19 protein-coding genes are annotated in these 17,572 nt (G+C 74.0%); 7 read left to right on the top strand and 12 right to left on the bottom strand.

What is annotated here, in order from left to right; translation table 11 throughout:
• The first annotated feature begins 218 nt into the window (after positions 1 to 218).
• Positions 219 to 1,391, top strand: a complete 1,173-nt coding sequence (locus tag ACIQVT_RS18895) for an MFS transporter (protein ID WP_403754477.1) — start codon at positions 219 to 221, stop codon at positions 1,389 to 1,391.
• Positions 1,392 to 1,797: 406 nt separating this feature from the next.
• On the top strand, positions 1,798 to 2,538 hold the full coding sequence (locus ACIQVT_RS18890; protein WP_403754474.1) for a maleylpyruvate isomerase family mycothiol-dependent enzyme: 741 nt from the start codon (positions 1,798 to 1,800) through the stop codon (positions 2,536 to 2,538).
• A gap of 27 nt (positions 2,539 to 2,565) precedes the next feature.
• On the opposite strand, the gene ACIQVT_RS18885 is transcribed toward ACIQVT_RS18890, so the two are convergent.
• Positions 2,566 to 2,964 carry a MarR family winged helix-turn-helix transcriptional regulator gene (locus ACIQVT_RS18885; RefSeq protein ID WP_403754471.1) on the bottom strand — a complete coding sequence of 133 codons (399 nt, stop codon included), beginning with the start codon at positions 2,962 to 2,964 and terminating at the stop codon, positions 2,566 to 2,568.
• An 87-nt stretch (positions 2,965 to 3,051) separates the two neighbouring features.
• Positions 3,052 to 3,432, bottom strand: a complete 381-nt coding sequence (locus tag ACIQVT_RS18880) for a VOC family protein (RefSeq protein ID WP_403754468.1) — start codon at positions 3,430 to 3,432, stop codon at positions 3,052 to 3,054.
• 225 nt (positions 3,433 to 3,657) lie between these two features.
• Here ACIQVT_RS18880 and ACIQVT_RS18875 point away from each other — a divergent pair, with 225 nt between their 5' ends.
• Positions 3,658 to 3,939 (top strand): DUF6332 family protein, encoded by a 282-nt coding sequence (locus ACIQVT_RS18875; protein ID WP_403754465.1) that lies wholly within the window; start codon positions 3,658 to 3,660, stop codon positions 3,937 to 3,939.
• An 83-nt stretch (positions 3,940 to 4,022) separates the two neighbouring features.
• Here the strand turns inward: ACIQVT_RS18875 and ACIQVT_RS18870 are convergent, their stop codons facing one another.
• Positions 4,023 to 4,715: a TetR/AcrR family transcriptional regulator gene (locus tag ACIQVT_RS18870; protein ID WP_403754462.1), complete on the bottom strand. Its 693-nt coding sequence runs from the start codon at positions 4,713 to 4,715 to the stop codon at positions 4,023 to 4,025.
• A 126-nt stretch (positions 4,716 to 4,841) separates the two neighbouring features.
• On the opposite strand from ACIQVT_RS18870, the gene ACIQVT_RS18865 reads away from it, so the two are divergent.
• A complete protein-coding gene (locus ACIQVT_RS18865) occupies positions 4,842 to 5,297 on the top strand; it encodes a nitroreductase/quinone reductase family protein (RefSeq protein ID WP_403754459.1) in 456 nt (151 codons plus the stop codon).
• On the opposite strand, the gene ACIQVT_RS18860 is transcribed toward ACIQVT_RS18865, so the two are convergent.
• Entirely contained in the window at positions 5,287 to 6,528 is a 1,242-nt protein-coding gene (locus tag ACIQVT_RS18860) for a geranylgeranyl reductase family protein (protein ID WP_403754456.1), read from the bottom strand. The two genes, ACIQVT_RS18865 and ACIQVT_RS18860, sit on opposite strands and share 11 nt — an antisense overlap.
• A 132-nt stretch (positions 6,529 to 6,660) precedes the next feature.
• On the opposite strand from ACIQVT_RS18860, the gene ACIQVT_RS18855 reads away from it, so the two are divergent.
• A complete protein-coding gene (locus ACIQVT_RS18855) occupies positions 6,661 to 8,016 on the top strand; it encodes a dipeptidase (RefSeq protein ID WP_403754453.1) in 1,356 nt (451 codons plus the stop codon).
• Between the two features lie 61 nt (positions 8,017 to 8,077).
• The gene (locus tag ACIQVT_RS18850) at positions 8,078 to 8,782 is read left to right on the top strand and encodes an MBL fold metallo-hydrolase (protein WP_403754452.1); all 705 of its coding nucleotides are present in this window, start codon (positions 8,078 to 8,080) and stop codon (positions 8,780 to 8,782) included.
• Positions 8,783 to 8,793: 11 nt separating this feature from the next.
• Here ACIQVT_RS18850 and ACIQVT_RS18845 read toward each other — a convergent pair whose 3' ends face one another.
• The 3 genes from ACIQVT_RS18845 to ACIQVT_RS18835 form a co-directional block, all read right to left on the bottom strand.
• Positions 8,794 to 9,837, bottom strand: a complete 1,044-nt coding sequence (locus tag ACIQVT_RS18845) for an NUDIX domain-containing protein (RefSeq protein WP_403754451.1) — start codon at positions 9,835 to 9,837, stop codon at positions 8,794 to 8,796.
• Positions 9,838 to 9,991: 154 nt separating this feature from the next.
• Positions 9,992 to 10,183 (bottom strand): hypothetical protein, encoded by a 192-nt coding sequence (locus ACIQVT_RS18840; protein ID WP_403754450.1) that lies wholly within the window; start codon positions 10,181 to 10,183, stop codon positions 9,992 to 9,994.
• A gap of 388 nt (positions 10,184 to 10,571) precedes the next feature.
• Positions 10,572 to 11,525, bottom strand: a complete 954-nt coding sequence (locus tag ACIQVT_RS18835; RefSeq protein ID WP_403754448.1) for an ROK family protein — start codon at positions 11,523 to 11,525, stop codon at positions 10,572 to 10,574.
• Positions 11,526 to 11,734: 209 nt separating this feature from the next.
• On the opposite strand from ACIQVT_RS18835, the gene ACIQVT_RS18830 reads away from it, so the two are divergent.
• Positions 11,735 to 12,784, top strand: coding sequence for a LacI family DNA-binding transcriptional regulator (locus ACIQVT_RS18830; protein WP_403754445.1), 1,050 nt, complete (start codon positions 11,735 to 11,737; stop codon positions 12,782 to 12,784).
• Between the two features lie 45 nt (positions 12,785 to 12,829).
• Here ACIQVT_RS18830 and ACIQVT_RS18825 read toward each other — a convergent pair whose 3' ends face one another.
• From ACIQVT_RS18825 to ACIQVT_RS18805, 5 genes are all read right to left on the bottom strand, one after another.
• Positions 12,830 to 14,128, bottom strand: a complete 1,299-nt coding sequence (locus ACIQVT_RS18825; RefSeq protein ID WP_403754442.1) for a DUF6986 family protein — start codon at positions 14,126 to 14,128, stop codon at positions 12,830 to 12,832.
• A gap of 150 nt (positions 14,129 to 14,278) precedes the next feature.
• The gene (locus ACIQVT_RS18820; protein ID WP_403754439.1) at positions 14,279 to 15,241 is read right to left on the bottom strand and encodes an electron transfer flavoprotein subunit alpha/FixB family protein; all 963 of its coding nucleotides are present in this window, start codon (positions 15,239 to 15,241) and stop codon (positions 14,279 to 14,281) included.
• Between the two features lie 53 nt (positions 15,242 to 15,294).
• Positions 15,295 to 16,080: an electron transfer flavoprotein subunit beta/FixA family protein gene (locus tag ACIQVT_RS18815; protein WP_403754436.1), complete on the bottom strand. Its 786-nt coding sequence runs from the start codon at positions 16,078 to 16,080 to the stop codon at positions 15,295 to 15,297.
• Positions 16,081 to 16,298: 218 nt separating this feature from the next.
• Positions 16,299 to 16,808 (bottom strand): flavin reductase family protein, encoded by a 510-nt coding sequence (locus tag ACIQVT_RS18810; protein WP_403754434.1) that lies wholly within the window; start codon positions 16,806 to 16,808, stop codon positions 16,299 to 16,301.
• Positions 16,809 to 17,017: 209 nt separating this feature from the next.
• Positions 17,018 to 17,344: a TlpA family protein disulfide reductase gene (locus tag ACIQVT_RS18805; RefSeq protein WP_403754431.1), complete on the bottom strand. Its 327-nt coding sequence runs from the start codon at positions 17,342 to 17,344 to the stop codon at positions 17,018 to 17,020.
• Positions 17,345 to 17,572 lie beyond the last annotated feature (228 nt).

The following is a 17,572-nucleotide window of genomic DNA, read 5'->3' as shown; positions in this document are numbered from 1 at the left end:
CGGAGCGCTTCGTACGGGTCGCGCACACATTCGCATCTCGGACGGATTCTCCCCGGCCGTGGGCCACAGGTCCCCGGCGCGCGCCCGGGCGCACGCGGTAGCCGGCACCCCCGCCGGCCCGGTCGTGCCAGGACCCCGCCAATTCCCTTGCCGGTCCTCCCGGCCGCCCCTACCCTGACTTTGTGCCGCTAATAAACAAAACCCGATCGCACAACGTCGTGCCGGGCCCGGATCTCACCGCGCTCCGTGCGGCGATCACCGCGTTCTTCGCGCTGGACGGCTTCCTCTTCGCGGGGTGGGTCGTCCGCATCCCGGACATCAAGCATCAGACGCACGCCTCCGCCGGCGCCCTCGGACTCGCCCTGCTCGGCGTCTCCGCCGGCGGCGTGCTCACCATGACGCTGACCGGCCGGCTGTGCCGCCGCTTCGGCAGCCACCCGGTGACCGTGGTCTGCATGGTCGTGCTCGCCCTCAGTGTCGCGCTGCCCCCGCTGACCCACTCGGCGTCCGCCCTGGGCGCCGTCCTGTTGCTGTTCGGCGCCGCCTACGGCGGTGTGAACGTCGCGTTCAACAGCGCCGCCGTCGACCTGGTCGCCGCCCTGCGCCGGCCGATCATGCCGAGCTTCCACGCCGCCTTCAGCCTGGGCGGGATGGCCGGCGCGGGCCTCGGCGGACTGGTGGCCGGCGCCCTCTCCCCCACCCGGCACCTGCTCGGGCTCACCGTGGTGGGCCTGCTGGTCACGGCCGTCGCCGGGCGTCCCCTGCTGCGGCACCGGCCGCCGGTGCCACCGGAACGGGCCCCACGGGCGGAGTCGGACGGGAGTACGGCGGGCGGACCGGCCGGGCGGACCCGCGGGCTGGTCGTCGTCTTCGGTCTCGTCGCGCTGTGCACGGCCTACGGCGAAGGGGCCATGGCCGACTGGGGCGCGCTCCACCTGGAGCAGGACCTCGCGGCCTCGGCCGGCACGGCTGCCGCCGGGTACGCCTGCTTCACCCTCGCGATGACAGTGGGCCGGCTGACGGGCACGGCACTGCTGGGCCGCTTCGGGGTGGCCCGTACCGTGATCGCCGGCGGCACGGTCGCGGCGGCGGGCATGCTGCTCGGCTCGCTCGCGCCGTCCGTGTGGGCGGTGCTCACCGGCTTCGCCGTGACGGGGCTCGGGCTCGCCAACCTCTTCCCGGTCGCCGTGGAACGCGCGGGCGCCCTGACCGGTCCCTCCGGGGTCGCCGTCGCCTCCACCCTGGGGTACGGCGGCATGCTGCTCGGACCGCCCGCGATCGGCTTCATGGCCGACTGGTTCTCGCTGCCCACCGCGCTGACCAGCGTGGCCGTCCTGGCCGCCGTCGCGGCGGTCATCGGGGTCGCGACCCGCCGGGTCCTCGACCGCTGACGCCGGGTCGACGACGCGCCGTCGGTCGTCATGGCGACGGCGCCGACGGGAGCGGTCCGGGCCGGCCCAGCACCCCGTTATGCGCGGAGGCGGAGTCCGGCCACCGACAGGGCCGCCCGCCCGTTCGGCGTCGAGGGCCGCGGTCGCGCCGCGCCGCTCAGCCCGACCGGCCGCGCAGAGACCCAGGGGAGCCGCCGCCTCGCCGTCTGCGTTCCGCCTCCGGCTGGAACGACGGGGTCGCCGACGGCGCGCCCACGAGGATGTGACGGGCCGTCGGACCGCTGTGTGGCCCGCGGCCACCGCGGGTCCGGGCGGTGCATCCGAACGACCGACCCGCACGGGCCCCGCCCGGCACCTCCCGTACCCGGCTCCGGCCGGCGCCGGCGCGTCCGGCACACTCGGCGCCATGGAGACCGCTGAATATCTGGAGACCCTGGACCGCGAGGGACGGCTGCTGGCCGCGGCGGCCGACGCGGCGGGCACCGACGCCGAGGTGCCGACGTGCCCGCCGTGGCGGGTGCGTGACCTGCTGCGGCACACCGGCGTGGTGCACCGGTGGGCCGCCGCCACGGTCGCCGACGGGCACCCGGAGGCCAGGCCCTACGGCGAGGCGCCCGAGCTCGACGGCGCCGAACTGGTGGCCTGGTACCGGGAGAGCCACCGTCTACTGGTGGACACCCTGGCCGCCGCGCCGGCCGACACCGAGTGCTGGACTTTCCTGCCGCTGCCCGGGCTCTCGCCGCTGGCGTTCTGGGCCCGCCGGCAGGCACACGAGACGACCGTGCACCGCTACGACGCGGAGGCGGCCCGAGGGGGGACCCCGTCCCCGGTCGCCGCCGGCTTCGCGGTGGACGGCGTCGACGAGCTGCTGCGCGGCTTCCACGCCCGTTCCCGCAGCCGGCTGCGCAGCGAGGAGGAGCGTGTGCTGCGGGTGCGGGCTGTGGACGCGGGGGCGGACGCGGTGTGGACCCTGCGGCTCACGACGGAACCGCCGGTGTGCGTGCGCGCGGCGGAAGGGGCGGCCGAGGCCGAACTCTCGGGCCCCGCCGACCGGTTGTACCTGGCGCTGTGGAACCGCGAGGCGCTGCCGCGGGTGACCGGCGACGAATCGCTCGCGGCGCTGTGGCGGGAGCGGTCCGCGATCTGACGTGGGGTCGGCCGGTGCCGGCCGGTGTCAGCCGGCGCCGGTCAGCATCCGGGCCAGCACCGCGCGCTGCACGGGCCGCACCCGCGTGTGCAGCGCGCGCCCCTTCGCGGTGAGCGACACGTACACCCCACGCCGGTCGTCGGTGCACATGGTCCGCTCGACGAGGCCGTCCTTCTCCAGGCGGCCGACCAGCCTGGACAGCGCGCTCTGGCTGAGATGGACGCGGTCGGAGATCTCCTGCACGCGGTACGAGCAGCAGCCGTCCGCCGCGGCGCCCTCGGCGAGCAGGTCGAGGACCTCGAAGTCGCTGGCGCACAGGCCGTGTACGTGCAGTTCCCGGTCGAGTTCGCACTGGGTCCGGGCTTGCAGGGCCAGGATGTCCCGCCACTGCTCCACGAGCGCCTGTTCGGCCTTCTTCGCCGCCATGACCGCACCGTAGCAGAGAAGCGGTTTCATTGCATCGTCATTATATGCACAAGCATTCGCTGTGGGGCGGTCCGGGGCCAGGGCGCGTCAGAGCGGGTCGAGGCGGGCCTTGAGCAGGCAGAAAACGTTGCCCTCGGGGTCGGCGAGGACGTGCCACGGCTCCTCGCCGGTCTGGCCGACGTCGGCCGGACGTGCTCCGAGCCCCAGGAGGCGTTCGAGTTCGGCGTCCTGGTCACGGTCGGTGGCGTTGACGTCGATGTGCAGCCGGGGCCGGTCCGGCCGCGGCTGGTCGCCGGGGCTGAGGATGATCGTCGGCTGCGGGCCGCCGAAGCCTTCGCGGGGCCCGATCTCCAGGCTGCCGTCCTCTTCCCGGTCGAGCACCACGAAGTCCAGGACCTCGCACCAGAACCGCGCCAGCGCCCCGGGGTCGCGGCAATCGAGCACGAGCTCACTGATACGGCACGCCATGGACGACACCTGCTCTCGGCACGGGAACCACCACGCCCGGCGTAACCCATGGGCACACGGCGGAAGTCGATCGAGACCGTACCGGGCGGGGCGAGCGGGTGCGAGGGGTTTTCGGGGGACTCCGCGCGGTGGGTGACCGACCTCCGCGGGGACCCGGCGGCGGCGGGCGCGCACCCGGCGGAAAGGTCTGTGGCGTGCCGGGTGCGCGTCTGGGAAACTGACGGGATGTACGCATACGGGGGACGCCGCTCCGCGGCTGAACGGGACGCGGCCACGGTCGAGATCGGGTACGCGCTGGTCAGCGCCGCGTTCGCGGCGGCGGTGCTGTTCGGGGCCGTGGCCGGTCCCGCGCTGCTTTTCCACCTGCCGCCCCTGCCGGCGGCGGTGCTGCTCCGGCTGGGCTCCGCCCTCGCCGTGGTGGTCTTCATGGCCCGGGTGGTGAGCGTCCTGCTGCGCTTCCGGAGGCAGTTCGCAGCGGACCGGCCGATCGCGCCGGACGAGCGCTGACCCGATAGGGCCCCGGCGCGGTCGACGGCTCCCGGCGCCGGCCCCGCCGGTCGGCCACCGGAGGCCCTCCGGTGGCGCGCCGCTCAGCTCGGAGGCAGTCCCGCGCCCTGGGCCAGCCGGACGGCCGCGTGGCGGAAGAACGCGGCGCGGTCCTCCACCACCCGGTTGAACTGTCCGAACACCTCGAACCCGACCAGTCCGAAGAGCTGGGCCCAGGCGGCCACCAGCGCCGCTACGGCCTCGGGCGGCAGCCCGGGGGCGAAGTCGGCCCCCATCCGCTCCGCCTCGGGGACCAGCTCTGCGGGCAGGGGCGGGAGGGTGAGCCCCGGGTCCCGGTGGGCCTCGCGGACGATGTCGATGAGCACCAGGCCCACGCGGGCCGCGGCCCGGACGGTGGTGTCGGGGGCGGCGTACCCGGGGACCGGTGAGCCGTAGATCAGCGCGTACTCGTGCGGGTGGGCGAGCGCCCAGGTGCGGACCGCCTCGCAGACGGCCGTCCAGCGGTCCAGGGGCGCGGCGGCGGACGCGGCGTCCCGGGCCTGCTCCGCCGCCTCGCCGAGGGCGTCGTAGGCGTCGATGATGAGGGCGGTCAGCAGGTCGTCCCGGCTGGGGAAGTAGCGGTAGACGGCGGACGAGACCATGCCCAGCTCACGGGCGACCGCGCGCAGCGAGAGCTTGGCCGCGCCCTCCGCGGCCAGTTGACCGCGCGCCGCCTCCTTGATGGCCGCGGTGACTTCCTGCCTGGCCCGCGCGCGGGCGCCCTGTGCGGTGCTCATGGCAGGAGTCTGCCACGAAACAGAGCGGTGCACACAAAAGAGAGCACTGCTCTTGCATCGGGGTGCCGCGTGCGCCACACTGAGGACGGACGAGAGCACCGCTCTCGACGGATCGTGGGGATCGCCGTGTCGTCGTCTTCGCCGTACCACCTCAAGGGCAGCGCGCTGAACGTGCGCTTCAACCGCGTGATCGGCTGGCTCGCCCGGCACGGGTTCAGCCTCGCGGGGAGCGAAGAGATGTCGGTGCGCGGGCGCACGAGCGGGCGGACGCAGCGCGTCCCGGTCAACCCGCACACCTACGACGGCGGGCAGTACCTCGTCTCGGCGCGCGGCCACTCGCAGTGGGTCCGCAACATGCGCGTCGCGGGCGGCGGCGAACTGCGCGTCGGCCGCAAGGTGCGCGCCTTCACCGCGGTGGAGCTCCCAGACGCCGAGAAGCTCCCCGTCCTGCGGACCTACCTGGAGAAGTGGGGCTGGGAGGTCGACCAGTACTTCGCCGGGGTGACCGCCGCGTCCACCGACGCGGAGATCGTCGCCTGCGCCGCGGACCACCCGGTCTTTCGGATCACCGTCACGAACTGACGGGTTCCTCCGCCGGTACCGACTGCGCCTTGTCCAGCCTGGCCAGGGCACGTTGGGCGAGCGGGTGGGCGCGGACCAGTTCACCCAGCGAGGTCGAGCCCCGCGTGATGTCCCGGAACGCGCGCCACGCCGGACGGAAGCCGGTGAGGGCCGCGTGGAAGAGGCCGGGGCGCTTCTCGAACACCGCCAGCATGCGCCTGCCGACGCTCATCTCGACACCGAGCCCCGCCTTGATGGCGAACGCGTAGTTCAGGGCCTGGCGCCGGGCGTCGACGGCGTCGTGCGCCTCGGCGATCCGCACCGCCCACTCCCCCGCCAGCCGGCCCGAGCGCAGCGCGAACGAGATGCCCTCGCGCGTCCACGGCTCCAGCAGCCCTGCCGCGTCGCCGCACACCAGCACCCGGCCGCGGGACAGCGGCGAGTCCTCGGCGCGGCAGCGGGTCAGGTGCCCGGAGGACAGCGACGGCTCGAAACCGGCCAGACCGAGCCGGGCGGTGAAGTCCTCCAGGTAACGCTTGGTGGCGGCACCCTCTCCCCGCGCGGAGATCACGCCGACCGTCAGCGTGTCCCCCTTCGGGAACACCCAGCCGTAACTGCCCGGCATCGGGCCCCAGTCGATGAGGACGCGGCCCTGCCAGTCCTCGGCGACCGTCTCCGGCACCGGGATCTCCGCCTCCAGGCCGAGGTCGACCTGGTCCAGCTTCACGCCGACATGCGCTCCTATCCGGCTGGCGCTGCCGTCGGCGCCGACCACCGCGCGGGCCAGGACCGTCTCCCCGCCCTGGAGGACGACGGCGACCGTGCGCCGGTCCGGCACCGCCGAGCCGTGCTGCTCGACGCGCTGCACGGTGGCACCCGTCCGCAGCTCCGCGCCCGCCTTCTGGGCGTGTTCGACCAGCTGCTGGTCGAACTCGAGCCGGTTGATCAGCCCGAACAGCATCTGCTTGGAGCGCCGGGTACGGGTGAAGCGGCCGTTGTGGGAGAAGGTGACCGCGTGCACGCGGTCCCGGAAGGGCAGATCGAAGCCCGGGGGCAGCGCGTCGCGCGAGGGTCCGATGATGCCGCCGCCGCACGTTTTGTAGCGCGGCAGCTCGGCCTTCTCCAGCAGCAGTACACGCCGTCCCGCGACCGCGGCCGCGTAGGCGGCCGAGGCCCCCGCGGGTCCCGCGCCCACCACGACGACGTCCCATACCTGCTGCACGTCGTCCGCCGAAGAATTGTCGCCGCTCACGATGGTCTACCGCTCCGATCAAGCCGCCGCCGAAGTGTCCCCCCGCATCCTACGGCGGCCGTCCGCGCAGGCCACTGTGGGAGGATCGTGCACTCACCCCCGTACAACGTCGCACCCACGAGGAGCGTGCCCATGTCGTCGAATCCGGTCGCCGAGACCGTGGCCTCGCTGCTGCCCCGGGCCAAGGAGGAGCTGGCCGAACTGGTCGCCTTCCGCTCGGTGGCGGACTTCGCGCAGTTCCCGAGGAGCGAGAGCGAGGCCGCCGCGCGCTGGATCGCCGACGCCCTGCGCGCCGAGGGCTTCACCGACGTCGCCCTCCTGGACACCCCGGACGGCACCCAGTCGGTGTACGGCCTGCTGCCCGGCCCGGAGGGGGCCAAAACGGTTCTCCTGTACGCGCACTACGACGTCCAGCCACCGCTGGACGAGGCCGGCTGGACCACTCCGCCGTTCGAGCTGACCGAGCGCGACGGCCGCTGGTACGGCCGCGGGACCGCCGACTGCAAGGGCGGCTTCCTCATGCACCTGCTCGCGCTGCGCGCCCTGCGGGCCGACGGCGGCGTGCCCGTCCACGTCAAGGTGATCGTGGAGGGCTCGGAGGAGCAGGGCACCGGCGGTCTGGAACGGTACGCCGAACAGCACCCCGAGCTGCTGGCGGCGGACACGATCGTCATCGGCGACGCGGGCAACTTCCGCGTCGGCCTGCCCACCGCCACGACCAGCCTGCGCGGCATGACCATGGTCCGGGTGCAGGTCGACACCCTGGCCGGAAACCTGCACTCGGGCCAGTTCGGCGGCGCCGCCCCGGACGCGCTGGCCGCGCTGATCCGCGTCCTGGACTCGCTGCGCGCCGAGGACGGCTCCACCACCGTCGACGGGCTGGACGCCGACGCGGCGTGGGACGGCCTGGAGTACACCGAGGAACAGTTCCGCAAGGACGCCAAGGTGCTGGACGACGTCGAACTGGTCGGGGCCGGCTCGGTGGCCGACCGCCTCTGGGCCCGCCCGGCGGTCACCGTCATCGGCATCGACTGCCCGCCGGTCGTCGGCGCCACCCCCTCCGTCCAGTCGCGGGCCCGCGCCCTGATCAGCCTGCGGGTGCCGCCGGGCGTCGACGCCGCGGAGGCCACCAAGCTGCTCCAGGCGCACCTGGAGGCGCACATCCCCTGGGGCGCCCGGGTCACCACCGAACAGACCGGGCAGGGCCAGCCGTTCCGCGCCGACACCTCCAGCCCCGCCTACCGGGCGATGGCCGACGCGATGGCGGTGGCCTACCCCGGCGAGACCATGCAGTACGCCGGCCACGGCGGCTCCATCCCGCTGTGCAACACCCTCGCCGGGCTCTACCCGCGGGCGGAGATCCTGCTCATCGGGCTCAGCGAGCCGGAGGCGCGCATCCACGCGGTCGACGAGAGCGTGTCACCCGCGGAGCTGGAGCGGCTGTCGGTCGCCGAGGCCCTGTTCCTGCGCAACTACGCGGCCGGCTGAACCGTTCTGCCCGCGGCAGAGGGGCCTCGCCCGTACGCGGGGCCCCGCCTACCGTCGGGGCATGGACGTCATCCCGCTGCTCCCCCGCCTGCACCTCCTGCGCTTCCCGGTCGGCCAGGCCTATCTCTGGCGTGACGGCGACGAGTTGACACTGATCGACGCGGGCACGCTCGGCTCCGGCCGGGCCACGGCCGACGCGGTCACCGCGCTGGGCCACGACCCACGCGACCTACGACGGATCGTCCTGACCCATTTCCACGAGGACCACGCGGGCGGGGCGGGCGAGCTGGCGGCGCTGACCGGGGCCGAGGTGCTGGCGCACGAGCGGGACGCCCCCTTCGTACGGGGCCCGGTCCCGGGCCCGCCGCCACGCTTCGAGGAGTGGGAACTGCCGCTCCACGCCGCGGCGGCCCGGCACCTGCCCGAGGGCGAGCCCGTGCCGCCCGCCTCGGTCACCGAGTTGTCGGGCGGCGAGATGCTGGACTTCGGCGGGGGCGCCCGGGTACTGCACGTCCCCGGGCACACGGACGGCAGCATCGCGCTCTTCCTGCCCGCCGAGGGCGTGCTGTTCACCGGGGACACGGTGGCCGCCGCCCCGGCCGACGGCACGCCGATGCCCGGTGTCTTCAACCTCGACCGCGCCCGACTCCTCGCGTCGGTGCGGACGTTGGCGGACCTGACGGCGGATGTGGCCTGCTTCGGACACGGCGACCCGGTGGTGGGAGGCGCCGCCGCCGCACTGCGCCGGGCGGCGGCCACTGCCTGACCGGCGACCGGTCAGCCGACCGGTATCCCGGCCTCCAGATACAGCGCGGTGCCCCGCTCCCGGGCCCGCAGCGCCCAGCGCAGCCGCTCGTAGCGGACCGGTGGCAGCATCGCGGCGGCCTCCTGCTCGGTGGCGAAGCGCCAGGCGCGCAGCTCCGGGCCCGGCAGCAGCACCCGGGACGCCTGCGCGGGAGCCAACCGGCCGCCGTCGAAGAGCAGCCGCAGCCCGCCGTAACCGGGCGGCGCGGGCCGCTCCCAGTCCACGACGAGCAGCCGCGGCACCTCCCGCAGCCGTATGCCGGTCTCCTCGGCGACCTCGCGCATCCCGGCGCGGGCGGGAGCCTCGCCCCGCTCCACCACCCCGCCGGGGAACTCCCAGCCCGGCTTGTAGGTGGGGTCGACGAGCAGCACCCGGTCCTGTTCGTCGAAGAGCAGTACCCCGGCGGCCAGCGTCTCGGCGGCCGGCTCCGGGGTCTGCACGATGTCGCAGGCGGGCACGGCACCGCTGCGCACGGCGTCGGCGATGCGGACGGCCGCGTCGTACGGGGTCAGGTCGCTGGTGTCCACCAGGTGGGCGTCGGCGGTGAGCCAGGAGGCGAGGGCGGCACGGTAGGGCTCGATGTGGTCGTAGGACCAGTGGCGGGTGCCGAGTTCGCCGTCGGGGAGGTCGGACGGTGTGCCACGCCCGGCCATCCGCTCGCGCAGGATCGTTTCCGCCGGGGCGAGGAGCAGATGGTGCACGGGGATCCTGCGGGCGGCGAGTCCACCGAAGATCTCGTCCCGGTACTCCTGGCGGAACAGGGTCATGGGCACCACCAGGGTGCCGCCCAGCTCGGCCAGCATGGCGGCGGCGGTGTCCACCACCAGCCGGCGCCAGACCGGCAGGTCCTGGAGTTCGCCGACCTCGGCGAGGCGCTTGGGCGGCAGCAGGCGTGTGAGCGCGCCGCCGATGACCTCGGGGTCGAAGAGCGTGCTGTGCGGGATCAGTTCGATCAGCTCCCGTGCGGTGATGCTCTTCCCCGCACCGAACGCGCCGTTGATCCAGACGACGGTCACGGACTCCCCCTCTTCTGTTGGCCCCCTGTGGCTTGCCCGCTCCACCCTGCCACGGAAACCCCGTCCCGTTGAGGGCGCCTGCCCCGCCGGACGACGACGTGCCGGCGCCCCCGCCTCGGGGACACCGGCACGCGGACGGTCGGGTGCGCCGGTCCTATCCCTGGCCGGCGTCCTCCTCGTCCATGGCCAGACTGTCCTGGCTGACGAGGTGACCCGCCGTGTCGAGGGTGTCCGACACGCTCAGGCCACCGAGGGCACCCTCGTCGGCCGCGTGCGACGGGGTGACGGCGGCCACGACGAATCCGGTGGCGAGGGTGGCGAGGGCCAGCATGCTGCGCTTCTTCATGCCCTGATCAACTACGAAACCGCCCACGAGTCACGCGGTTCGCCGGCCCGGCGGTCGAACGGGGGGGTGGGGCGGGTGTTGGGCCGGACGCGACCGCGGGGCGCCGGTCCGGCGGTTGAACCGGGGGGTGGGGCGGGGTGGGCCCCAGCACCCCGGCCGCAGGTAGTGGGCAGCAGCGGCTGGCCTGCGCTCGGCGGGAGAGCGCCATCTGTCGCGGGCCAGAAATCACCCGCGCCCGCGCGCACGCGTGCCGCCTCGCCCCGGAAGATCGCCCGCGAGCCGCTCCCTCGGCGCCCCGTGCCGGGAGGTGGCCGGCGGCGTCCGGTGTCCGCGCGAACGCGGACCGCAGACGCCCCCCGAGATCCGTGCCCGGTAGGGGCCGGTCGGGTTACAGGCTCACCGTGGTGGCGTTCGCCCGGTGGGTCAGGGCCGCCGCGGCGGCGCCGACGAGGCCCGCGTCGGTTCCGGTCCGTGCCGGTACGACGGTGAGCCGCTGCACGAAGGACAGGGCCGCATAGTCGGCCAGGGCCCTGCGCAGGGGGGTGAAGAGGATGTCACCCGCCTTGCCGACGCCCCCGCCGACCACGGCGATGTCGATCTCGACCAGGGTCGCGGTGGCCGCGATGCCGGCCGCCAGCGCCCGGGCGGCCCGCTCGAAGGAGGCCACGGCGACCGGGTCGCCCGCGCGGGCGGCGGCGGCGACCGCGGCCGCGGAGGCGTCACCGTCGGGGCCGGGTCGCCAGCCCCGCTCCAGCGCCCGGCGGGCGATGTTGGGGCCGCTGGCGATGCGTTCCACGCACCCGCGCGAGCCGCACGGACAGGGGTCGCCGTCCAGGTCCACGCTGATGTGACCGATGTGCCCGGCGTTGCCGGTCGGCCCGGGGTGCAGCCGGCCGCCCAGCACCAGGCCGCCGCCCACCCCGGTGGACACCACCATGCACAGCGCGTTGTCGTGGCCGCGCGCTGCGCCCTGCCAGTGCTCGGCCGCCGTGATCGCGACCCCGTCGCCGATCAGCTCGACCGGCAGCCCCCCGGTGAGCGCGCGTACCCGCTCCACCAGGGGGAACTCGCGCCAGCCCGGCACGTTCACCGGACTGACGGTGCCCGCCGAGGCGTCCACCGGGCCGGCGCTGCCGATGCCGACCGAGACGGCGCGTCCCCACAGGGGTGACCCGGCGAGGTCGCCGAGCACCTCGGCGACCGCCCGCATGACCGTCTCGCCGTCCTGCTGGGCGGGCGTGGCGCGTTGGGCCCGGGCCAGGATCCGTCCGTCGCCGTCCACCAGCGCGCCGGCGATCTTGGTGCCGCCGATGTCCAGGGCCGCGACGAGGTCGGTGTGCATCAAGAGTCAGATCTCCCCGTTGAAGCGTGAAAGCGGAAATGCCGCGGGCCGGACATGCGGTGGGGACGCGTGCCGGAGACAGCGGTGGACAGTCTCTCCCGCATCTGACAACGTTGTCCAGGCTCTATGCTCGACGCCACATCCTCATACAGGACCGGCTCACGCACCACCGCCGTGAATGAGACGGACGAGAGACAGGACAGCGCCCCGTGCCCGAGACCACCCGCCGCGCAGAACGCCTTCCCGGCACGCGGTACGGCAATCGTCCGACGATGAAGGACGTGGCGGCACGCGCCGGTGTCGGACTGAAGACGGTGTCCCGCGTGGTCAACGGGGAGCCGGGGGTCACCCCGGACACCGAGCGCCGGGTGCAGGAGGCCATCGAGGCACTCGGTTTCCGCCGCAACGACAGCGCCCGCGTGCTGCGCAAGGGCCGCACGGCGAGCGTCGGCCTGGTCCTGGAGGACCTCGCGGACCCGTTCTACGGCCCGCTCAGCCGCGCCGTCGAGGAGGTCGCCCGCGCGCACGGCGCCCTGCTGATCAACGGCTCCAGCGCCGAGGACCCGGAGCGGGAGCAGGAGCTGGCGCTCGCGCTGTGCGCTCGCCGGGTGGACGGTCTCGTGGTGATCCCGGCCGGGAACGACCACCGCTACCTGGAGCCGGAGATCAGGGCGGGGGTGGCCACCGTGTTCGTGGACCGTCCGGCCGGGGGGATCGAGGCGGACGTGGTCCTGTCCGACAACTTCGGCGGGGCCCGGGACGGCGTCGCCCACCTGATCGCGCACGGTCACCGGCGGATCGGGTTCATCGGTGACATGCCGCGCATCCACACCGCGGCGGAGCGGCTGCGCGGCTACCGGGCGGCCATGGAGGACGCGGGCATACCCGTCGAGGGGCACTGGATGTCCCTCGGCGTGACCACCCCGGAGCGGGTGCGGCGGGCGGCGGAGGAGATGCTGTCCGGGCCCGCCCCGGTCACCGCGGTCTTCACCGGCAACAACCGGGTCACGGTGACCGTGATCCGGGTGCTGGCGGAGCACTCCCGGCGGACCGCGCTCGTCGGCTTCGACGACATCGAGCTGGCCGACCTGCTCCAGCCGGGCCTCACGGTCGTGGCGCAGGACGCCGCGACGCTGGGCCGTACCGCCGCCGAACGTCTGTTCCGCCAGCTGGACGGCGCCCTGCTGGCCCCCGAGCGGATCCTGCTGCCGACCCGGCTCATCACCCGCGGTTCCGGCGAGCTGCCGCCCGCGGACTGAGCACACGCCCCCGCCGCGCGGCCCGCCCGGTGCGCGAGGGCCCGTCTACTGCGGGGAGGCCGTCAGGTCGCCGCGCCGGGGCGCCGCGAAGCCCTCCAGGTCGGCGCGGGTCAGACCGGTGAGGCGGGCGACCTCGGCGATGTCGAGGGCACCGCAGTCGAGGCCGCGCAGCAGGTAGCCGCTGAGCGCCTTGGCGGTGGCGGGCTCGTCCATCACGTCGCCGCCGGCGCGGTGCGCGTACCGGGTCAGGCGGGCCGCGGCCTGCTCGAAGCCCTCGCGGTAGAACGCGAAGACGGCCGCGTAACGGGTGGGGAGGTGGCCCGGGTGCATGTCCCAGCCCTGGTAGTAGGCACGGGAGAGGGCACGCCGGGTGAGACCGTAGTGCAGGCGCCAGGCGTCGTGGACCTTCTCGGTGGGGCCGACCGGCAGGACGTTGGTGGAGCCGTCGCAGACGCGGACGCCGGTGCCGGCCGCGGCGACCTGCATGACGGCCTTGGCGTGGTCGGCGGCGGGGTGGTCGCTGGCCTGGTGGGCGGCGGAGACGCCGAGGCAGGCGCTGTAGTCGAAGGTGCCGTAGTGGAGGCCGGTGGCGCGGCCCTCGGCGGCCTGGATCATGCGGGCGACGGTGGCGGTGCCGTCGGTGGCGAGGACGGCCTGGCTGGTCTCGATCTGGATCTCGAAGCCGAGGCGGCCCGCGTCCAGGCCGTGCGCCTTCTCGAAGGCCTCCAGGAGGCGGACGAAGGCGGCGACCTGCTCGGCGTACGTCACCTTCGGCAGGGTCAGGACCAGGCCGTCGGGCAGGCCGCCGGCCTCCATCAGGCCGGTGAGGAAGACGTCGAGAGTGCGGATGCCCCGGTCGCGCACCGCGGCCTCCATGCACTTCATGCGGATGCCCGTGTACGGCGCGGCCGTGCCGTCCCGGTAGGCCTCGGCGACCAGGCGGGCCGCGCGGGCCGCCGTGGCGTCCTCCTCGGCGTCGGGGCGGGGGCCGTAACCGTCCTCGAAGTCGACGCGGAGGTCCTCGACGGGCTCGCGCTCCAGCTTGGCGCGGACGCGGGAGTACACCGGCCCGGCGAGGTCGTCGGCGAGGCCGAGGACGGCCGCGAAGGAGGCGGCGTCGGGGGCGTGGGCGTCGAGGAGGGCGAGCGCCTCGTCGCCCCAGGCGCGCACGGTGCCGGCGGTGAGGGCGTCACCGGGGACGTAGACGGTGTGGACGGGCTGCCGGGTGCCGGGATCTCCGGGGTAGCGGCGCTCCAGCTCCGCGTCGACCGGTGCGAGGGAGGCGCTGATCTCCTCGCTGACGGCGCCCGCGAGGCTCGTCGCCACCTTCTCCTGCTGACCCATCCCACACCCTCCGATTTTCCGCTTTCCGGAATCAACAATCCGCAGAATGAAGTTATCCGGCGCGCTTCCCGCCGGTCAACACCGTGTCCAGGATGCGCCGAGGCCCCCGTGACCGCACTGGTCACGGGGGCCTCGGTACAGCGGGGGGGCTCAGCCCTTGCGGGCCTTGACCTCCTCGGTCAGCTGCGGGACGACGTCGAAGAGGTCGCCGACCACGCCGAAGTCGACCAGCTCGAAGATCGGGGCCTCGGCGTCCTTGTTGACGGCCACGATCGTCTTGGAGGTCTGCATACCGGCACGGTGCTGGATGGCGCCGGAGATGCCGTTGGCGATGTACAGCTGCGGCGAGACCGACTTGCCGGTCTGGCCGACCTGGTTGGTGTGCGGGTACCAACCGGCGTCCACCGCGGCACGCGAGGCGCCGACGGCCGCGCCGAGGGAGTCGGCGAGGGCCTCGATGACCGAGAAGTTCTCGGCGCCGTTGACGCCACGGCCGCCGGAGACCACGATCGCGGCCTCGGTCAGCTCCGGGCGGCCCGTCGACTCGCGCGGGGTGCGGCCGGTGACCTTGGTGCCGGTGGCCTGGGCGGAGAAGGTCACGGAAAGACCCTCGACGGTACCGGCGGCCGGGGCGGCCTCGACGGCGGCCGAGTTCGGCTTGACCGTGATGACCGGGGTGCCCTTGACGGCTCGGGATTTGGTGGTGAAGGACGCGGCGAACACCGACTGGGTGGCCACCGGGCCCTCGTCGCCGGCCTCGAGGTCGACGGCGTCGGTGATGATGCCGGAACCGATGCGCAGCGCCAGGCGGGCGGCGATCTCCTTGCCCTCGGCGGAGGACGGGACCAGCACGGCGGCCGGGGAGACGGCCTCGTGGGCGGCCTGGAGGGCGTCCACCTTCGGTACGACCAGGTAGTCGGCGTACTCGGACGCGTCGTGGGTGAGGACCTTCACCGCGCCGTGCTCGGCGAGCGTGGCGGCGGTGTCGGCGGCGCCGTTGCCGAGCGCGACGGCGACGGGCTCGCCGATGCGGCGGGCCAGCGTCAGCAGCTCCAGGGTGGGCTTGCGGACGGCACCGTCCACGTGATCGACGTAGACGAGGACTTCAGCCATGGGATTGCTCTCCTGCGTAACGAGATTGAGGGGCGGTCGGCGGGGGCGAGCCCTTAGATGAACTTCTGGCTCGCGAGGAACTCGGCGAGCTGCCTGCCGCCCTCGCCCTCGTCCTTGACGATCGTGCCGGCCGTGCGGGCCGGACGCTCGGTCGCGGTCTCGACCTTGGTGTACGCGCCGTCGAGACCGACCTCCTCGGCCTCGATGTCCAGGTCGGACAGGTCCCAGGACTCCACCGGCTTCTTCTTCGCCGCCATGATGCCCTTGAAGGACGGGTAGCGTGCCTCGCCGGACTGGTCCGTCACCGAGACGACCGCGGGGAGCTGCGCCTCGAGCTGCTCGGAGGCGGCGTCGCCGTCGCGGCGGCCCTTGACCGTGCCGTCCTCGACGGAGACCTCGGAGAGCAGGGTGACCTGCGGGACGCCCAGGCGCTCGGCGACCAGCGCGGGCACGACGCCCATGGTGCCGTCGGTGGAGGCCATGCCGGAGACGACCAGGTCGTAGCCGGCCTTCTCGATGGCCTTGGCCAGGACCAGCGAGGTGCCGATGGCGTCGGTGCCGTGCAGGTCGTCGTCCTCGACGTGGATGGCCTTGTGGGCACCCATGGAGAGGGCCTTGCGGAGCGCGTCCTTGGCGTCCTCGGGGCCGACGGTCAGCACGGTGACCTCGGCGTCGTCCGCCTCCTCCGCGATCTGGAGGGCCTGCTCCACGGCGTACTCGTCCAGCTCGGAGAGCAGACCGTCCACGTCGTCGCGGTCGACGGTCAGGTCATCGGCGAAGTGCCGGTCGCCAGTGGCGTCGGGCACGTACTTCACAGTGACAACGATCCTCAAGCTCACGCCGGCTCTCCTACTGCATCGTCTATTTCCGGGCTGCCTCTTGCAGGCAGCATAGGCGCCCGAAGCGGCCGATCCAGGTCGGGGCGTCCGCGCGCTCCGACCGAGATATTACTCGTCAGTACACCCAGTTCCTGCCCGCTAAGCAAGCGCTTTGAACTGTGACCTTCGCAACGCAGCGTAACCGGAACTCGACGGCTTCGCAGAAGAGGGCGCCGTGATCAATCCCGCAGACCGCCGAAGCGGCCCTGGTGGTAGAGGAGGGGGCGGCCGGAGCCCGAGGGATCGCCCAGGACGACCTCCGCGAGCACGATCCGGTGGTCACCGGCCGGGATGCGCCCGACGACCCGGCACACCAGCCAGGCCAGCACGTCGTCCAGGACCGGTACGCCTTCCGGGCCGTCCCGCCACGCGGTCGGCGCGCCGAAGCGGTCGGCGCCGCTGCGGGCGAAGGTGGCGGCCAGCTCGCTCTGGTGCTCGCCGAGTATGTGCACGCCGACGTGGTCCGCCTCGGCCACCGTGGGCCAGCTGGAGGCACTCGTGCCGATCCCGAAGGAGACCAGCGGCGGTTCGGCGGAGACGGAGGTGAGGGAGGTGGCGGTGAAGCCGACCGGACCGGCGGCACCGCGCGCGGTGATCACCGCGACGCCGGCGGCATGCCGACGGAACGTGGAGCGCAGCAGGTCGGGGGAGGCGAGCCGGGGGGTGCGGAGGCCGGGCGTGGCCGTCATGGAGTCGTCCTTCTGTGCGAGGGAGGGGGAACGGGCCGTGGCTGCTCAGCAGCCCGGACAGCACGCGCTCGCGGTGCGGGCCAGGTCGACGTGGACCCGCCCGTGGAGAAGGAGTTCGGTCGGCATGGGGTCAGGCTGACCAGAGGCGACCGGGGCAGTCAAGTGGGTTCCCCCGGCGGGCCCCCGCCGGCGCATGCGCTGATGACCCGTCACAGCGCCTCCCCCAGAGCCGCGATGACATCCGCCCTGCGGGGCTGTCCGCCGGCCCGCCGCACCACCCGGCCGCCGGCGTCCAGGACCAGCACGGTGGGGGTCTTGAGGATCTCCAGCGCGCGTACGAGGTCCAGGCGGGCCTCGGCGTCGATCTCGACGTGGGCCACACCGGGGACCATCGCGGCGACCTCGCCGAGGACGCGCCGGGTGGCGCGGCAGGGTGCGCAGAAGGCGCTGGAGAACTGCACCAGGGTGGCCCGCTCCCCCAGTTCGCGGCCGAGTTCGGCCGCTCCGATCCGCTTGCCGTCGTCCCTGCCGCCCACCGGCGCCCTCCCGTTCCGTCACTCGTGCGGCACCGCGTGGACACGCGCCGCGAGCACCGCCGGGCACACCGCCGGTCCGGTCCTCTCCGGGACAAGCGTTCGGGGGGCCGCGAAAAATTCCGCCGCCCGGCGGATCCGCCCCGCGCGCGGCCGGGCCCGCGGCGCTCGGGCGCCGCCCGGGGCGCATGGTGTTCCTGCTCCCACGGAGCGTCGCGGGACGGGTGGAGT

The sequence above is a fragment of the Streptomyces sp. NPDC100445 genome (assembly GCF_044759735.1).
Taxonomy (GTDB): domain Bacteria; phylum Actinomycetota; class Actinomycetes; order Streptomycetales; family Streptomycetaceae; genus Streptomyces.
The sequence above is the reverse complement of the archived record's forward strand: the minus strand, read 5'-3'. Positions and strand labels throughout refer to the sequence as shown.

What these genes read in the sequence shown, in the direction of transcription:
- ACIQVT_RS18890 (WP_403754474.1), top strand. Translation starts at nt 1,798, where the DNA reads ATGGAGACCGCTGAATATCTGGAGACCCTGGACCGCGAGGGACGGCTG.
- ACIQVT_RS18885 (WP_403754471.1), bottom strand. Translation starts at nt 2,964, where the DNA reads ATGGCGGCGAAGAAGGCCGAACAGGCGCTCGTGGAGCAGTGGCGGGAC.
- ACIQVT_RS18880 (WP_403754468.1), bottom strand. Translation starts at nt 3,432, where the DNA reads ATGGCGTGCCGTATCAGTGAGCTCGTGCTCGATTGCCGCGACCCCGGG.
- ACIQVT_RS18875 (WP_403754465.1), top strand. Translation starts at nt 3,658, where the DNA reads ATGTACGCATACGGGGGACGCCGCTCCGCGGCTGAACGGGACGCGGCC.
- ACIQVT_RS18870 (WP_403754462.1), bottom strand. Translation starts at nt 4,715, where the DNA reads ATGAGCACCGCACAGGGCGCCCGCGCGCGGGCCAGGCAGGAAGTCACC.
- ACIQVT_RS18855 (WP_403754453.1), top strand. Translation starts at nt 6,661, where the DNA reads ATGTCGTCGAATCCGGTCGCCGAGACCGTGGCCTCGCTGCTGCCCCGG.
- ACIQVT_RS18850 (WP_403754452.1), top strand. Translation starts at nt 8,078, where the DNA reads ATGGACGTCATCCCGCTGCTCCCCCGCCTGCACCTCCTGCGCTTCCCG.
- ACIQVT_RS18840 (WP_403754450.1), bottom strand. Translation starts at nt 10,183, where the DNA reads ATGAAGAAGCGCAGCATGCTGGCCCTCGCCACCCTCGCCACCGGATTC.
- ACIQVT_RS18835 (WP_403754448.1), bottom strand. Translation starts at nt 11,525, where the DNA reads ATGCACACCGACCTCGTCGCGGCCCTGGACATCGGCGGCACCAAGATC.
- ACIQVT_RS18825 (WP_403754442.1), bottom strand. Translation starts at nt 14,128, where the DNA reads ATGGGTCAGCAGGAGAAGGTGGCGACGAGCCTCGCGGGCGCCGTCAGC.
- ACIQVT_RS18820 (WP_403754439.1), bottom strand. Translation starts at nt 15,241, where the DNA reads ATGGCTGAAGTCCTCGTCTACGTCGATCACGTGGACGGTGCCGTCCGC.
- ACIQVT_RS18810 (WP_403754434.1), bottom strand. Translation starts at nt 16,808, where the DNA reads ATGACGGCCACGCCCGGCCTCCGCACCCCCCGGCTCGCCTCCCCCGAC.